The following is a 15979-nucleotide window of genomic DNA, read 5'->3' as shown; positions in this document are numbered from 1 at the left end:
TTGACGGCTGACCGGGTCTGCCCGCAGGGATGCGGGCAGAGGGGGCGGCCTGCAGGGACGCAGGCCCGGCCCCGACCCGAAGGCAGACGGCATAAGACGAATGAATCGCGCAGCGACGATTTTCCCGCCGGGAGCCAGGGATGCAAGGGAGGCGGCGGTGAGCCTCTCTTGCACGTTCACGGGTGTCTGAGCCTCATAGAATTGATATTGCTGAGGTGAACGGAACCCTGAGCCGAAATCACATGTTCGCCGTAATGCTTAATTGACAGGCATTACCCCCTAACCGGAGCCTTAATTAACCACAACCTTAGCCGATTGTCATCAGGCTGGCGTTCCCCCCGGCAGCGGCGGTATTGACGCTCAGGGAGCGTTCAATGTACAGCCTCTCCAGCAGAATATTGCTTTCGCCACGGGCAAAGCCCTGGACTGATACAATCGCCCCTTCGCGGGCAGCTACCGCTTCGCACAGTGAACGCAGTTGATCGGAATCGCCGTGGAAAATAACGGCATCAAACGGCTGCGTGGTGATGTTGTCCGCTTTGGCAAACTGGATGCGCCCGGAGACGGCGGCTGGCAGACGTTTTGCCAGTTCACGATGGAACGCATCATCTGGCCACAGGATTAAGCTACCAACGGAAGCCACAGCGGCAATCTGTACCAGCGCGTCCTGTTCATCATCGGCGATACACAGTACGCGTTCACGCGGCAACAGCGTCCAGGTATTGCGCTCGCCAGTGGGTCCTGGCAGCAGACGCTGAGTACCGGCCTGCGCCAGTTCGCCAAACTGCTGGCAGAGCGCATGCAGCGAGGGTCGATCGGTTGCCCATTCGCTGAGCGCTTCCAGCGGCTGAACGAGTGCAGCTTTAAGCTGCGCATCGACCGGGTAGTCTGCATCCTGACGGGCCAGCGTAATGCCTAACGCATTTTCTGGGCGGTTAGCCAGCAGGCGATACAGATACAGCGGTCCACCTGCTTTTGGCCCGGTACCAGACAGGCCTTCGCCACCGAATGGCTGCACGCCGACAACGGCGCCGACCATATTGCGGTTAACGTACAGGTTCCCAACGTGTGCCGATCCTGTGACCTGGGCGATGGTTTCATCGATACGGGTGTGTACGCCCAGCGTCAGGCCGTAGCCGGAGGCATTAATTTGCTCAATCAGGTTGCCCAGATTGTTACGGGTGTAGCGCACGACGTGCAGTACCGGACCAAACACCTCTTTTTGTAATTCGTCGAAGCTTTCCAGCTCGATCAGCGTCGGAGCAATAAAGGTACCGGTTTGCCATTCACGCGCATCGTCGCTGTTTTCGCGCACGGCCTGAAACACCGGGCGTCCTTTGGCGCGCATGGCCTGAATATGGCGCTCAATATTGGTTTTGGCTTCTTCATCAATTACCGGCCCAATATCCGTGGTCAGGCGACCTGGATTACCCATGCGACATTCCGCCATCGCGCCGCGCAGCATTTTCAGCGTATGGTCGGCTACATCGTCCTGCAGACACAGGACGCGCAGCGCGGAGCAGCGCTGTCCGGCGCTGTCAAACGCTGAAGCCAGAACGTCGACCACGACCTGTTCCGTCAACGCGGAAGAGTCGACAATCATTGCGTTCATCCCACCGGTTTCGGCGATAAGCGGGATTGGACGCCCCTGAGCATCAAGGCGGGTGGCAATATTGCGTTGCAACAGCGTGGCGACTTCCGTTGAGCCGGTAAACATGACGCCGCGTACGCGCTCATCGGAAGTGAGCTGCGCCCCGACGGTTTCACCCTGACCAGGCAACAGTTGCACCACGCCCGGCGGTACACCCGCTTCGAGCAAAATAGCGATGCCCTGGGCGGCAATTAACGGGGTTTGTTCCGCCGGTTTCGCCAGCACGCTGTTACCCGCCGCCAGCGCGGCGGCAATCTGCCCGGCGAAAATGGCCAGCGGGAAGTTCCATGGGCTGATACAAACCACGGGTCCTAATGGTCGATGGGTTTCATTATCGAAATCATCGCGAACCTGACCGGCATAATAATGCAGGAAGTCTACCGCTTCGCGCACTTCCGCAATGGCGTTGCTGAAGGTTTTACCCGCTTCGCGTACCAGGATGCCAATCAGCTGCTGCATCTGACCTTCCATCAGAACGGCGGCACGATGCAAAATGGCGGCGCGCTCTTGTGGCGGTGTGGCGAACCAGATCGGCGCGTTATTCGCTGCGTTCTGTAACGCCTGTTCTACTTCAGCGTGAGTCGCCTCACGCACGTAACCGACAATGTCTTTCGGCTCGGCTGGGTTAACGACTGGCGTCATTTCGCCGTCAGCAACCGGGTGCTCCAGAATGGGTTTAGCGTGCCATTTTTGTAGCGCGCTGTTGAGCAGGGCAGAGGACAGCGAGGCCAGACGATGTTCGTTAGCTAAATCCAGCCCGCCTGAGTTTTCGCGGCCTTTACCGTACAGATCACGCGGCAGGGCAATCTTCGGATGCGGCAAACCGGCCTGACCTTCTTGCTGCGCCAGTTTTTCAACAGCCTCGACCGGATCGGCAACCAGTTCATCCAGCGGCAGGGTCGTGTCGGCAATGCGGTTGACGAACGAGGTGTTGGCGCCGTTTTCCAGCAGACGACGCACCAGGTACGCCAGCAGCGTTTCGTGCGTGCCGACCGGTGCATAAATGCGGCATGGACGGTTCAGTTTGCCATCCGCAACTTTGCCGGTGACCTGCTCATACAGCGGTTCGCCCATGCCGTGCAGGCACTGGAATTCGTACTGACCCGGATAGTAGTTTTGACCGGCTAACTGATAAATCGCCGCCAGCGTATGGGCGTTGTGGGTGGCGAACTGCGGGTAGATCAGATTCGGTACGGCAAGCAGTTTTTTCGCACAGGCCAGGTAAGAAACGTCGGTGTACACCTTACGGGTGTAGACCGGATAACCTTCCAGACCGTCCATCTGGGCACGTTTAATTTCGCTATCCCAGTAGGCACCCTTAACCAGACGGATCATCAGGCGGCGGCGGCTGCGCGTGGCGAGGTCAATCAGGTAGTCGATAACATACGGGCAGCGCTTCTGGTAGGCCTGGATAACAAAACCGATCCCGTTCCAGCCTGCCAGTTCGGGTTCAAAGCACAGTTTTTCCAGCAGATCGAGGGAGATCTCCAGTCGGTCAGCCTCTTCGGCGTCGATATTAATGCCGATGTCGTACTGACGTGCCAGCAGAGTAAGCGATTTCAGACGAGGATAGAGTTCATCCATCACGCGATCGTACTGCGCACGGCTGTAACGCGGATGCAGTGCCGACAGCTTGATGGAAATACCTGGCCCTTCGTAGATACCGCGCCCGTTAGAGGCTTTACCAATGGCGTGGATCGCCTGCTGGTACGAAACCATATAAGCCTGTGCATCGGCGGCGGTCAGGGCCGCTTCGCCCAGCATGTCATAGGAGTAACGGAAGCCTTTTTCTTCCAGTTTACGCGCGTTAGCCAGCGCTTCAGCGATAGTCTCCCCGGTGACAAACTGCTCGCCCATCAAGCGCATGGCCATGTCGACGCCTTTACGCACCAGCGGCTCACCGCTCTTGCCGATAATACGGTTGAGTGAGCGTGAGAGGCTGGCTTCGTTATGCGTTGAAACCAGACGACCGGTAAACAACAGCCCCCAGGTCGCCGCGTTGACGAACAGAGACGGGCTGCGGCCAATGTGCGACTGCCAGTTACCGTTGCTGATCTTGTCGCGGATTAACGCATCGCGGGTCGCTTTATCTGGAATACGCAGCAAGGCTTCGGCCAGACACATCAGCGCGACGCCTTCCTGTGAAGAAAGGGAGAATTCCTGCAATAAACCTTGTACCATCCCGGCGCGACCGCTGGCGGTCTTCTGGTTACGTAGTTTGTCTGCCAGATCGTATGCCAGCTTATGCGCCTGCTCGGCGATAGGCTGCGGCAGACGAGCCTGCTCCATCAGCATCGGTACGGCGTCGGTTTCGGCGCGGCGGTATGCGGCAGTGATTGCCGCGCGAGAAACTGACTGCGGCAGGATCTGTTCGGCAAATTCCAGGAAAGGCTGATGCGCTTCATTTTGCAACGTGGTCGACTCATCGCCCTCATTCGCAGCACCCGCCAGCAGGGCCGGTAGTTCAGGAAGCGCGTCGTCATTTTCCAGTCTTTCGAGATAATTAAAAATGGCTTGTTTGATCAGCCAATGTGGCGTGCGATCGATTCGTGATGCTGCTGTTTTAATACGCTCGCGAGTGGCGTCATCCAGCTTAACCCCCATCGTGGTGGTTCCCATGCCGTTTACTCCTGTTGTACTGAAATACGGGTCTGATAGTTACCGAGAAATATCCACTATGTTGCAACTTTGTGCAACCGTGTTAAATGTGACTTGGTTTGCAAGCTTGGAAATGAATGAAATGTTAATAAACGTGAGTGTTTTGACGGGGGCTATAAAAGTTGCCGAATCTTTTTCTCTGCGGTAGTTAACACTTTTAAAAGGTGCAACCGAAAAAAGTGTGAGAGAGTGCAACCTACAGAAAAATGCTATCTACTCTGGATTAAATTTGATGTAAATGGTGTGTTAAATCGATTGTGAATGACCATCGCTTCCGGCAGGATACGGTCGCCCTGGTAAACATAGATATCTTTGCCACGTTCCGGCAGGGTAATAAAACGGCAAGCCACGGCATTGCTGATACATAATTTTGGAGAGTTTTGATGGCTATTAGCACACCGATGTTAGTGACATTCTGTGTCTATATTTTCGGCATGATATTGATAGGGTTTATTGCATGGCGTTCAACCAAAAACTTTGACGATTACATTCTGGGTGGACGCAGTCTGGGTCCATTCGTGACCGCGTTATCCGCCGGGGCATCTGACATGAGCGGCTGGTTGCTGATGGGGCTGCCTGGCGCGATTTTCCTGTCGGGGATTTCAGAAAGCTGGATCGCTATTGGCCTTATTTTGGGTGCGTGGATCAACTGGAAACTGGTGGCCGGACGTTTACGCGTGCATACCGAATACAATAACAATGCGCTGACGTTACCGGATTACTTTACCGGTCGCTTTGAAGATAAAAGCCGTATTCTGCGTATTATCTCCGCGCTGGTTATTCTGCTGTTTTTCACCATCTATTGTGCTTCCGGTATTGTGGCAGGGGCGCGTCTGTTTGAAAGCACCTTTGGCATGAGTTACGAAACAGCGCTGTGGGCGGGGGCGGCCGCGACGATTATTTATACCTTTATCGGTGGTTTCCTGGCGGTAAGCTGGACCGATACCGTCCAGGCCAGCCTGATGATCTTCGCCCTGATCCTGACGCCGGTAATGGTAGTCATTGGCGTGGGTGGGTTTGACGATTCGCTGGAAGTGATTAAACAAAAGAGCATTGAGAACGTGGACATGTTCAAAGGGCTGAATTTTGTTGCCATTATTTCCCTGATGGGCTGGGGTCTGGGCTACTTCGGGCAGCCGCATATTCTGGCGCGCTTTATGGCGGCTGATTCTCACCATAGCATTGTTCATGCTCGCCGCATCAGTATGACCTGGATGATCCTGTGTCTGGCAGGTGCAGTTGCCGTTGGCTTCTTTGGTATCGCTTACTTTAACAACAACCCACAGCTTGCCGGTGCCGTTAACCAGAACGCCGAACGCGTGTTTATTGAACTGGCGCAAATCCTGTTCAACCCGTGGATTGCCGGTATTCTGCTGTCTGCGATCCTCGCTGCGGTGATGTCGACTTTGAGCTGCCAGCTGCTGGTGTGTTCCAGCGCAATCACCGAAGACTTGTATAAAGCGTTCCTGCGTAAAAATGCCAGCCAGAAAGAGCTGGTATGGATTGGCCGCATCATGGTGCTGGTTGTGGCGCTGGTGTCTATCGCGCTGGCGGCGAACCCGGAGAACCGTGTGCTTGGTCTGGTAAGCTACGCCTGGGCCGGCTTTGGCGCGGCGTTTGGTCCGGTGGTTCTGTTCTCCGTAATGTGGTCGCGTATGACGCGTAACGGCGCGCTGGCCGGGATGCTTATCGGTGCGGTGACGGTAATCGTCTGGAAGCAGTTTGCCTGGTTGGGTCTGTATGAAATCATCCCGGGCTTTATTTTCGGCAGTATCGGTATTGTGGTCTTCAGCCTGTTGGGTAAAGCGCCTTCAGCCGCTATGCAGCAACGTTTTGCCGAGGCTGATGCGCATTATCACACAGCTCCGCCATCGCGTTTACAGGCAGAGTAATCCGCCTCGCTCCTTAAGCCCGCCGCGTGCGGGCTTTTTTATTTGTCCCCGCTGCAAAACCGCCCTAATCGTTACCCGCCTAACTGTTTACATTAAGTCATCATTCTCAAAACATTCTGCTTGAGTTTTTCTTTACTGTAATGATAATCACTATCACTGTAATTTACTTTTCTTTTCATCAATTGACTGAGAATAACGTTTAAGGGTTCTTCGCATGTTTGTTCCATTTCTTATTATGTTGCGCGAAGGGTTAGAGGCCGCGCTGATAGTCAGCCTGATTGCCAGCTACCTGAAACGGACTCAGCGTGGTCGATGGATTGGTGTGATGTGGATTGGTGTTCTGCTGGCGGCGGCGTTATGCCTGGCGTTAGGCGTTTTCATCAATGAAACCACCGGTGAATTTCCGCAAAAGGAGCAGGAGCTGTTTGAAGGCATCGTGGCGGTCATTGCCGTGGTGATCCTCACCTGGATGGTGTTCTGGATGCGTAAAGTTTCGCGCAACGTCAAAGTCCAGCTTGAACAGGCTGTCGATAACGCGTTGCAACGCGGCAATCATCACGGCTGGGCTCTGGTGATGATGGTCTTTTTTGCCGTTGCCCGTGAAGGGCTGGAATCGGTGTTCTTCCTGCTGGCGGCATTCCAGCAAGATGTAGGCATTTGGCCACCGTTAGGTGCGATGCTGGGGCTGGCCACCGCGGTGGTACTGGGTTACCTGATTTACCTCGGCGGCATTCGCCTCAATCTTGGGGCATTCTTCAAATGGACCAGCCTGTTCATTTTGCTGGTGGCCGCTGGTCTTGCCGCTGGGGCCATCCGCGCGTTCCACGAAGCCGGGTTATGGAATCATTTTCAGGATGTGGCGTTTGACATGAGCAGCGTGCTTTCAACGCATTCGCTGTTTGGCACATTGATGGAAGGTATTTTCGGCTATCAGGAAGCGCCGAGCGTCAGTGAAGTCGCCATTTGGTTTATCTACCTGATTCCGGCATTGATTATGTTTGCACTGCCGCCGCGTTCAGGCACTACGGCATCGCGTACCGCACCCTGATAAAAACGCGATGCAGAATACTCCTTAGTTACAACATACTTATTTATAGGGATAGGTCATGACGTTTAATTTTCGCCGTAGTGCGCTGCAGTTGGGTATTGCCGCGCTGTTTGCCTCCGCTTTTTCTGCACAAGCCGCCGATATTCCGCAGGTGAAAGTCACGGTTAACGACAAACAGTGTGAGCCGATGACGATCACGGTTAACGCTGGGAAAACGCAGTTCATCATCCAGAACCACAGCCAGAAAGCGCTGGAGTGGGAGATCCTTAAAGGGGTTATGGTGGTTGAAGAACGTGAAAACATTGCGCCGGGCTTTAGCCAGAAAATGACAGCTAACCTGCAGCCAGGTGAATATGATATGACCTGCGGTCTGTTGACCAACCCGAAAGGCAAACTCATTGTAAAAGGTAGCGCAACGGCGGATGCCGCGCAGGGCGATGCTCTGCTGAGCCTAAGTGGCGCGATTACGGAATACAAAGCTTATGTGACAGCCGAAACTGCACAACTGGTTGCGGGCACCAAAGCATTCACCGATGCGATTAAAGCTGGCGATCTGGAAAAAGCGAAATCGCTGTATGCGCCAACCCGTCAGCATTATGAGCGTATTGAACCGATTGCTGAACTGTTCTCCGATCTCGACGGCAGCATCGATGCGCGTGAAGATGATTATGAGCAAAAAGCCGCCGATCCTAAATTCACCGGCTTCCACCGCCTGGAGAAAGCGTTGTTCGGCGACAACACCACCAAAGGCATGGACAAGTATGCCGACCAATTAAACAGCGATGTTCTTGACCTGCAAACGCGTATTAGCGAACTGGCCTTCCCACCGTCAAAAGTGGTTGGCGGGGCAGCAGGACTGATTGAAGAAGTCGCTGCCAGCAAAATCAGCGGAGAAGAGGATCGCTACAGCCATACCGATCTGTGGGATTTCCAGGCCAATATCGATGGCGCGCAGAAAATCGTCGATCTCCTGCGCCCTCAGTTACAAAAATCCAATGCTGAGCTGTTGGCGAAGGTGGATGCGAACTTCAAAAAAGTCGATACCATTCTGAGCAAGTACCGTACCAAAGACGGTTTTGAAACCTATGACAAACTGACCGACGCCGATCGCAATGCGCTGAAAGGGCCAATCACGACGCTGGCGGAAGACTTGTCGCAATTACGCGGTGTTCTGGGTCTGGATTAAGCAAAATGCAGCAAGATAATGAAAACGGCGTGAGCGAACCTTCACGCCGACGTTTACTGAAAGGGATGGGCGCCCTGGGTGGGGCGCTGGTGCTGGCGGGGGGATGTCCGGTTGCCCACGCGCAAAAACCACAAAGCGCGCCGGGAACGCTGTCCCCCGATGCGCGTAGTGAAGCGCAGCCGTTTTATGGTCAGCATCAGGCAGGGATCCTGACGCCGCAGCAGGCATCGATGATGCTGGTGGCGTTCGATGTTCTTGCCAGCGATAAGGCTGATCTGGAACGCTTGTTCCGCTTGCTGACCGCCCGATTTGCGTTTCTGACCACGGGCGGGCCGGCGCCGGATACGCCGAACCCGCGTTTACCCCCTATGGATTCCGGTATCCTCGGCGCATACATTGCGCCAGACAACCTGACGATGACGTTGTCAGTCGGCGCCTCGCTATTTGATGAACGTTATGGCCTGAAATCGCAGATGCCGAAAAAGCTGCAAAAAATGACCCGCTTCCCGAATGATTCGCTGGATGCGGCGCTGTGCCATGGTGATTTGCTGCTGCAGATTTGTGCCAACACGCAGGACACCGTTATCCATGCACTGCGCGATATCATTAAACATACGCCCGATCTCCTTAGCGTGCGCTGGAAACGTGAAGGGTTTATTTCCGACCATGCCGCGCGCAGCAAAGGCAAAGAGACCCCGGTCAACTTGCTTGGCTTTAAGGACGGCACCGCGAATCCGGACGCGACGGATACGAAGTTGATGCAGGACGTGGTGTGGGTTACGGACGGGCAGGGCGAACCTGTTTGGGCGCAAGGTGGTAGTTATCAGGCCGTCAGGCTCATTCAGTTTCGCGTCGAGTTCTGGGATCGTACGCCGCTGAAAGAGCAGCAAACGATATTTGGTCGAAATAAACACACCGGCGCGCCGCTGGGTATGCAGCACGAGCATGATGTGCCTGACTATGCCAGCGATCCCGAAGGTGAGGTGATTGCGCTTGACAGTCATATCCGCCTTGCGAATCCGCGCACGAAAGAGACCGAGTCCAGCCTGATGATGCGCCGTGGCTACAGCTATTCGCTCGGTGTGACCCCATCCGGTCAACTGGATATGGGACTGTTGTTTGTCTGCTATCAACACGATTTGGAAAAAGGCTTTTTGACTGTGCAGAAACGCCTCAACGGTGAAGCGCTGGAAGAGTATGTCAAACCAATTGGTGGGGGCTACTTCTTTGCTTTGCCGGGTGTCAAAACCGCAGATCAATATCTGGGACAGTCTCTGCTCGAAGCCTGATGATTACGCCCCGTTGTACAGCGGGGCTTTTCCTGACATCTGTATGAATGAACAAATTATTTTTTATGATCGGTACGAGACTGAAATAATTCTGTCATCTCTCTGCAAGAGACTGTCTTTGGTGATTAGATAGAATTTAAGTTAACGACAAGTAAAAATATTGTTGCATTAACGAAAGATTATGATGTAATTATAAGAAACAGCGGTAGTTCCCGGCGGTGATAGTCGTTCACTATGGAGATCGCGATGGAAAAGTCCTGTATTGGACACATTTTTCACAGTAGCTGCAGTACGTTACGCGGACGTTTCTCTTCCGGTAGCCACCTCGTCACCGCTAAATCTCTCTCCCTTTCACTTCTTATCTTCGTAACTGACACCTTGTACGGTGCGCGTAGCCGTGTGTGGCGTCTTATCCGAAAGCAAGCAATGGCTTACAAGGAAGCCAACCCTCAGATGTTCGTGCGCATAATCGTGCCGCCAACGGCGCGTGTGATGTATACCTACAACTCAAGGTGCTATCCATGGGAAGACAAAAAGCAGTGATCAAAGCTCGTCGTGAAGCAAAACGTGTGCTGAGGCGGGATTCGCGTAGCCATAAACAACGTGAAGATGAATCGGTCACCTCGCTTGTGCAGATGGGCGGCGTAGAAGCGATTGGTATGGCGCGTGATAGTCGCGACGCCACGCCAATCACGGCGCGGAATGAAGCTCAGGCCCAGTACCTGAATGCTATCGAGAGTAAACAGCTGATCTTCGCTACCGGTGAAGCCGGGTGTGGTAAAACCTGGATCAGCGCGGCAAAAGCAGCAGAGGCCCTGATCCACAAAGACGTGGACAGGATCATTGTAACCCGTCCAGTTCTGCAAGCTGATGAAGACCTCGGCTTTTTACCTGGAGATGTTTCCGAGAAGTTTGCGCCTTATTTTCGTCCAGTGTATGACGTGCTGGTGAAACGTCTGGGGGCCTCCTTCATGCAATATTGCCTGCGGCCTGAGATTGGTAAGGTGGAAATCGCGCCATTCGCCTATATGCGTGGACGCACATTTGAAAATGCAGTGGTCATTCTTGACGAGGCTCAGAATGTTACTGCAGCACAGATGAAGATGTTTTTGACTCGCCTCGGGGAGAATGTGACGGTGATTGTGAACGGGGATGTGACCCAGTGCGATCTACCCGCCCACGTTCGCTCAGGGCTAAGCGATGCGCTGGCCCGTTTCGAAGAAGATGATATGGTTGGGATTGTTCGTTTCAATAAAGACGATTGCGTCCGTTCGGCACTCTGTCAGCGGACGCTCAATGCTTACAACTGATAAGTATTCCGTCTTCAAGGCCCGGGAAACCGGGCTTTGTTATTTGACGTCAGCAAATTACTTTCTTTTGCTGCTCCAGTAGTTGGCGCAGGCCTGGTCAAACAACTGGTTATTTTGGTCTATTTTCTTTAGCGCTTGTGCCAGAAAGGTCAGTAGGTCATCCTTATAAATCCCACCTTCCGTAGTTTCTTTTCGTAAGATCCCATTGCTGGTGTAGGTTTTTTTAATGGTGACGTTATGCCTGACGTTGCAAATAACCGTTCGCTGATACTCTTCGTAGAATCGGCTGTCAGGATCGAAAAACGTATTTATTTCATTCGGTGTACGTTTGAGGATTTTTCGCGAGAAAACCTTTAAGGGAATAAATCCTGCTTCGTCTGCCTGCGACATGATCTCATCAAGCAAAGTTCCTTCTATGTTTAACATGCCGTTATTTTCCTGATTGCTTGAGAAAGCGGTAGTTACAGCATAAGAGTGGTTTAGATAATGTGCAACGGGGCGGGGGATGATGCTTGATAGCACGTTGCTTATCAGACCTACAGGTTAACGCTATTCAGGACGGGTCACATGCGAAAAAAAAGCCCGTACTTGCGTACGAGCTCTTTCTCGAATATGGCGGTGAGGGGGGGATTGACTCGCTTCGCTCGCCCTTCGGGCAGCCTGTTCGCTGCACTCTCAGTCTGTCCAACTGGCTGCGCCAGTTGTCGACCCCCGGTCGGGGCTTCTCATCCCCCCGCAGGCGTGCAACATGCGAAAAAAAAGCCCGTACTTGCGTACGAGCTCTTTCTCGAATATGGCGGTGAGGGGGGGATTCGAACCCCCGATACGTTGCCGTATACACACTTTCCAGGCGTGCTCCTTCAGCCACTCGGACACCTCACCATATTGTTGTTCCTGTGCTACCGGAACGGGCGCTAATTTAGGGAAATACCGCTCCGGCGTCAATCAACTTTTTGAAAAAAACGTGCATTTACACAAACTTCAATCAATATGCAGCTTAAATAAGCGGGAATTGTTTTTTTTGCCAGCACCCTAAAATTTGCTACTCTGATGTTCCCTCGAAAAATGATGATTATAAGTGCGAGTACGTTCCGCATAACAATGTTCAGGAGACACTATGGATATAATTTTCTATCACCCAACATTCGATACAACCTGGTGGCTTAATGCGCTGACAAAGGCCATACCTGGCGCGCGGGTCCGTGAGTGGAAGGCAGGTGATAATGCGCATGCTGACTACGCGCTGGTCTGGCATCCTCCGGTTGAAATGCTCGCCGGACGAAAATTAAAAGCCGTATTTGCGCTGGGTGCGGGCGTCGATTCTATTCTCAGTAAACTAAACGCTCATCCGGAAATGTTGGATGCGTCGATCCCGCTTTTCCGTCTGGAAGATACGGGGATGGGCCTGCAAATGCAGGAATATGCGGTTAGTCAGGTATTACACTGGTTCCGTCGCTTTGATGACTACCAGGCATTAAAAAACCAGGCGAAATGGCAACCGTTGCCAGAATATACTCGCGATGAGTTTAGCGTCGGGATCATGGGCGCTGGTGTTTTAGGCGCAAAAGTTGCAGAAAGTCTGCAAGCATGGGGGTTCCCGCTACGCTGCTGGAGTCGTACGCGTAAATCCTGGTCTGGTGTGGAAAGCTTCGCCGGTACCGAGGAACTGAGCGCGTTTTTGAGTCAAACTCGCGTGCTGATCAACCTCCTGCCTAATACGGCAGAAACCGTAGGCATTATTAACGCTGATTTACTCAGCCAATTGCAGGATGGCGCTTACGTGCTGAACCTGGCGCGCGGCGTTCATCTCAATGAAGACGATCTTCTGGCATCGCTGGACAGCGGCAAAGTAAAAGGTGCCATGCTGGATGTCTATAGCCGTGAACCGCTGCCGGAAACCAGCTCGCTATGGAAACATCCGCGTGTGGCAATGACGCCGCATATCGCCGCGGTAACACGCCCGGCAGAGGCGGTGGACTACATCTCCCGTACGATTTTGGACCTGGAAAGTGGGAAATCCGTAACGGGTCAGGTCGATCGCGTTCGGGGATATTGATGGTAACCCGGCAAGTGCCGGGTTTCAGCTAATAAATGGCGACGATACCTGCTATCCTTGACGGAAAATGACTACAGGAGAGAGTTATGTATCCCGTTGACCTGCATATGCATACCGTCGCCAGTACCCACGCCTACAGCACCTTAAGTGATTACATCGCTGAAGCCCATCGCAAAGGCATCAAGCTGTTTGCCATAACCGATCATGGACCGGACATGGCGGATGCGCCTCATCACTGGCACTTTATTAATATGCGCATTTGGCCTCGTATCGTCGATGGCGTAGGGATCCTGCGCGGTATCGAGGCGAATATTAAGAATATTGAAGGCGAAATCGACTGTTCAGGTCCGATGTTTACCTCCCTGGATCTCATCATCGCGGGCTTCCATGAGCCGGTTTTTGCACCTCACGATAAGGACACCAATACCCAGGCAATGATAGCCACGATGGCCAGTGGTCACGTGCACATCATCAGCCATCCGGGGAATCCCAAATATCCCGTTGATATCACAGCGATTGCGCAGGCGGCGGCAAAATACCAGGTCGCGCTGGAAATCAATAACTCCTCGTTTTTGCATTCGCGTAAGGGGAGTGAGGACAATTGTCGCGCGGTCGCTGCGGCGGTGCGTGATGCCGGAGGCTGGGTGGCGTTAGGGTCGGATTCACATACCGCTTTCACACTGGGTGAATTTGGTGAATGCCGTAAAATTCTGGATGATGTAAATTTCCCGGAAGACAGAATTTTAAACGTCACCCCTAAACGCCTGCTGGCGTTTCTGGAATCGCGAGGCATGGAGCCGATCGCGGAATTTGCTGAACTGTAATTGTTACTAACTGGAATATATCAATGAACGAGTTTTCTATCCTGTGTCGTGTACTGGGCTCGCTGTTTTACCGCCAACCGCAGGACCCTTTACTGGTTCCTCTGTTTACCCTGATTAGTGAAGGTAAACTGTCCGCCAATTGGCCGCTGGAACAGGACGAACTGCTCACTCGTCTGCAGAAAAGCTGCGATATGCCTCAGTTGGCTGCGGATTACAACGCGCTGTTTGTCGGCGACGAGTGTGCGGTGCCGCCTTATCGTAGCGCCTGGGTAGAAGGGGCGAAAGAATCCGATGTTCGTGCTTTTCTTTCTGCCCGCGGAATGCCGCTGGCAGATACGCCTGCAGATCATATTGGCACGCTGTTGCTGGCGGCTTCATGGCTTGAAGACCAGTCTGCGGAAGATGAAAGTGAAGCACTCGAAACCTTGTTTGTGGAATACCTGTTGCCCTGGTGCGGCACGTTCCTTGGCAAAGTTGAAGCGCATGCAAACACACAGTTCTGGCGTACCATGGCACCGTTAACGCGTGATGCCATTGGCGCGATGTGGGACGAATTGCAGGAAGATACTGAAGAGTAAATGTGATTTAGATCACTTTAAACTGCAACTCAAATTACATCATTGCATGAATTGTGTGCACGATCTCATTCCCATGCCGTTTTTCTGCTAAGATACGCGGCATGAACATACTTCTCTCAATTGCAATCACAACGGGCATTCTCTCTGGGATTTGGGGATGGGTGGCCGTATCTCTTGGTTTACTCAGTTGGGCTGGCTTTCTGGGCTGCACGGCCTATTTTGCCTGTCCGCAGGGTGGGCTGAAAGGGCTGTGGATCTCGGCGTGTACGCTGCTAAGCGGTGTGGTGTGGGCGTTGGTGATTATTAACGGTAGCGCGCTTGCCCCGCATATGGACATTATTGGTTATGTCATGACGGGAATTGTCGCGTTTCTCATGTGTATTCAGGCAAAGCAATGGTTGCTTTCATTTGTGCCGGGCACCTTTATTGGCGCATGCGCAACGTTTGCAGGGCAGGGTGACTGGCAGTTGGTCGTGCCTTCTCTGGCGCTGGGGCTGGTATTCGGCTATGCGATGAAAAACAGCGGATTGTGGCTGGCATCTCGTCGTGAGAATCGGCTATCGTCGACGCTGACCAGTAAATAAAAAAAGCGTGAGGGTTTTCCTCACGCTTTTTATGCTGTATCAGACCACTCAGGATTCCGGAGGTACCGACAAATGGCGGTATTTAACCAGGATGTCATTATCAACTTGTTTCTTATCCTGCAAATCCCACAATCCGCGATCAATCCCGTCATTAATCAGGAAGATAACACCGGTTTCAATTGCTGACATCAGACAAAGCATAACCGGTTCGTTAGAGGTGTAGCCAATTTCACCTTCCAACAGTCGCTGGTAGTCAATGAAGCGGAATACCCCAGCCTGCACTTCATAAGACAAGATAGTTTTGCTGGTATTCACCGATGAGAGGATTTCACCAGTACTAACGTTAACCACACGCAGGTTGACCGCTATCTGGTCGAGCTGGTACTGCGTATCGGCGCCAATACCGAAATAGCGCGCACCAACGCCACCCGATTTAACGTTGCTTTCATAACCAATAATTGACCCTTCTACCATGATGTTTGCCGCGGTCAGAGACTGCAGAGGGATCCGGTTATTAATGGCAACTGTGCCGTTTTCCTGAGCTGCACGAATGATTTTTCGTTCGTTAAGCAAGTTCTGCAATCCCTGACGTTCCAGCGGAACGAACCAACGAGAATCCTTCAATGCGGTGACAAGCATCGCCGTGGCGCTTTGCGGGACGGCGGTTGAGAAGTTACTTGCCGGATAAGGTTTAAACTGGCCAGTCTCATCCTGAATATTGTATACCGAGACAAATATCTTACCTGTAGGCATGGGCAGGTGCGTCAAGTCTTTATAGCTTTGGGCTCGGGGCATTAATGTCGGCTTAGCGGCTTCTTGCGGCGGGGCTGTTAAACATCCGCTGAGTAAAATTACTGCCACCATGATAAGTAAGCGCTGCATGATTTTTTCCTTTCGTGGCTA

General features: G+C 52.9%; 13 protein-coding genes and 1 tRNA gene. 10 read left to right on the top strand and 4 right to left on the bottom strand.

What is annotated here, in order from left to right; genetic code table 11:
- Window positions 1-307 precede the first annotated feature (307 nt).
- Window positions 308-4270: a trifunctional transcriptional regulator/proline dehydrogenase/L-glutamate gamma-semialdehyde dehydrogenase gene (putA, locus tag OGV52_RS15460; protein WP_287108736.1), complete on the bottom strand. Its 3963-nt coding sequence runs from the start codon at window positions 4268-4270 to the stop codon at window positions 308-310.
- Window positions 4271-4692: 422 nt separating this feature from the next.
- On the opposite strand from putA, the gene putP reads away from it, so the two are divergent.
- From putP to phoH, 6 genes are all read left to right on the top strand, one after another.
- Window positions 4693-6201, top strand: a complete 1509-nt coding sequence (gene putP / locus OGV52_RS15455) for a sodium/proline symporter PutP (protein ID WP_016152586.1) — start codon at window positions 4693-4695, stop codon at window positions 6199-6201.
- A gap of 214 nt (window positions 6202-6415) precedes the next feature.
- Window positions 6416-7249, top strand: a complete 834-nt coding sequence (gene efeU, locus OGV52_RS15450; RefSeq protein WP_019076441.1) for an iron uptake transporter permease EfeU — start codon at window positions 6416-6418, stop codon at window positions 7247-7249.
- A gap of 58 nt (window positions 7250-7307) precedes the next feature.
- Window positions 7308-8435: an iron uptake system protein EfeO gene (efeO, locus tag OGV52_RS15445; protein ID WP_016152589.1), complete on the top strand. Its 1128-nt coding sequence runs from the start codon at window positions 7308-7310 to the stop codon at window positions 8433-8435.
- A gap of 5 nt (window positions 8436-8440) precedes the next feature.
- Window positions 8441-9724 (top strand): iron uptake transporter deferrochelatase/peroxidase subunit, encoded by a 1284-nt coding sequence (gene efeB, locus OGV52_RS15440; RefSeq protein ID WP_287108734.1) that lies wholly within the window; start codon window positions 8441-8443, stop codon window positions 9722-9724.
- Between the two features lie 246 nt (window positions 9725-9970).
- On the top strand, window positions 9971-10267 hold the full coding sequence (locus OGV52_RS15435; RefSeq protein WP_016152591.1) for a hypothetical protein: 297 nt from the start codon (window positions 9971-9973) through the stop codon (window positions 10265-10267).
- Window positions 10246-11034: a phosphate starvation-inducible protein PhoH gene (phoH, locus tag OGV52_RS15430; protein ID WP_016152592.1), complete on the top strand. Its 789-nt coding sequence runs from the start codon at window positions 10246-10248 to the stop codon at window positions 11032-11034. Before OGV52_RS15435 ends, phoH begins: the two co-directional genes overlap by 22 nt.
- A 57-nt stretch (window positions 11035-11091) precedes the next feature.
- On the opposite strand, the gene OGV52_RS15425 is transcribed toward phoH, so the two are convergent.
- The gene (locus OGV52_RS15425) at window positions 11092-11460 is read right to left on the bottom strand and encodes a hypothetical protein (RefSeq protein WP_049283245.1); all 369 of its coding nucleotides are present in this window, start codon (window positions 11458-11460) and stop codon (window positions 11092-11094) included.
- A 368-nt stretch (window positions 11461-11828) separates the two neighbouring features.
- Window positions 11829-11916: transfer RNA gene (locus OGV52_RS15420), tRNA-Ser, on the bottom strand.
- A 235-nt stretch (window positions 11917-12151) separates the two neighbouring features.
- Between OGV52_RS15420 and ghrA the strand changes: the two genes are divergently transcribed.
- The 4 genes from ghrA to OGV52_RS15400 all read left to right on the top strand — a co-directional run bounded on the left by ghrA (window position 12152) and on the right by OGV52_RS15400 (window position 15076).
- On the top strand, window positions 12152-13090 hold the full coding sequence (ghrA, locus tag OGV52_RS15415; RefSeq protein WP_200079570.1) for a glyoxylate/hydroxypyruvate reductase GhrA: 939 nt from the start codon (window positions 12152-12154) through the stop codon (window positions 13088-13090).
- An 86-nt stretch (window positions 13091-13176) separates the two neighbouring features.
- Window positions 13177-13914: a phosphatase gene (locus OGV52_RS15410; RefSeq protein ID WP_016156173.1), complete on the top strand. Its 738-nt coding sequence runs from the start codon at window positions 13177-13179 to the stop codon at window positions 13912-13914.
- Between the two features lie 23 nt (window positions 13915-13937).
- Window positions 13938-14492 (top strand): TorD/DmsD family molecular chaperone, encoded by a 555-nt coding sequence (locus OGV52_RS15405; protein WP_016152596.1) that lies wholly within the window; start codon window positions 13938-13940, stop codon window positions 14490-14492.
- A 101-nt stretch (window positions 14493-14593) separates the two neighbouring features.
- Complete coding sequence (locus OGV52_RS15400; RefSeq protein WP_016156175.1) at window positions 14594-15076, top strand: DUF1097 domain-containing protein; 483 nt, start codon at window positions 14594-14596, stop codon at window positions 15074-15076.
- Window positions 15077-15124: 48 nt separating this feature from the next.
- Here the strand turns inward: OGV52_RS15400 and csgG are convergent, their stop codons facing one another.
- Window positions 15125-15958 (bottom strand): curli production assembly/transport protein CsgG, encoded by an 834-nt coding sequence (gene csgG, locus OGV52_RS15395; protein WP_016152598.1) that lies wholly within the window; start codon window positions 15956-15958, stop codon window positions 15125-15127.
- Window positions 15959-15979: the final 21 nt, after the last annotated feature.

The organism is Citrobacter sp. Cb041 (assembly GCF_030336655.1).
In the GTDB taxonomy this organism is placed as follows: domain Bacteria; phylum Pseudomonadota; class Gammaproteobacteria; order Enterobacterales; family Enterobacteriaceae; genus Citrobacter; species Citrobacter braakii.
This window is presented reverse-complemented; position numbering and strand designations above follow the sequence as displayed.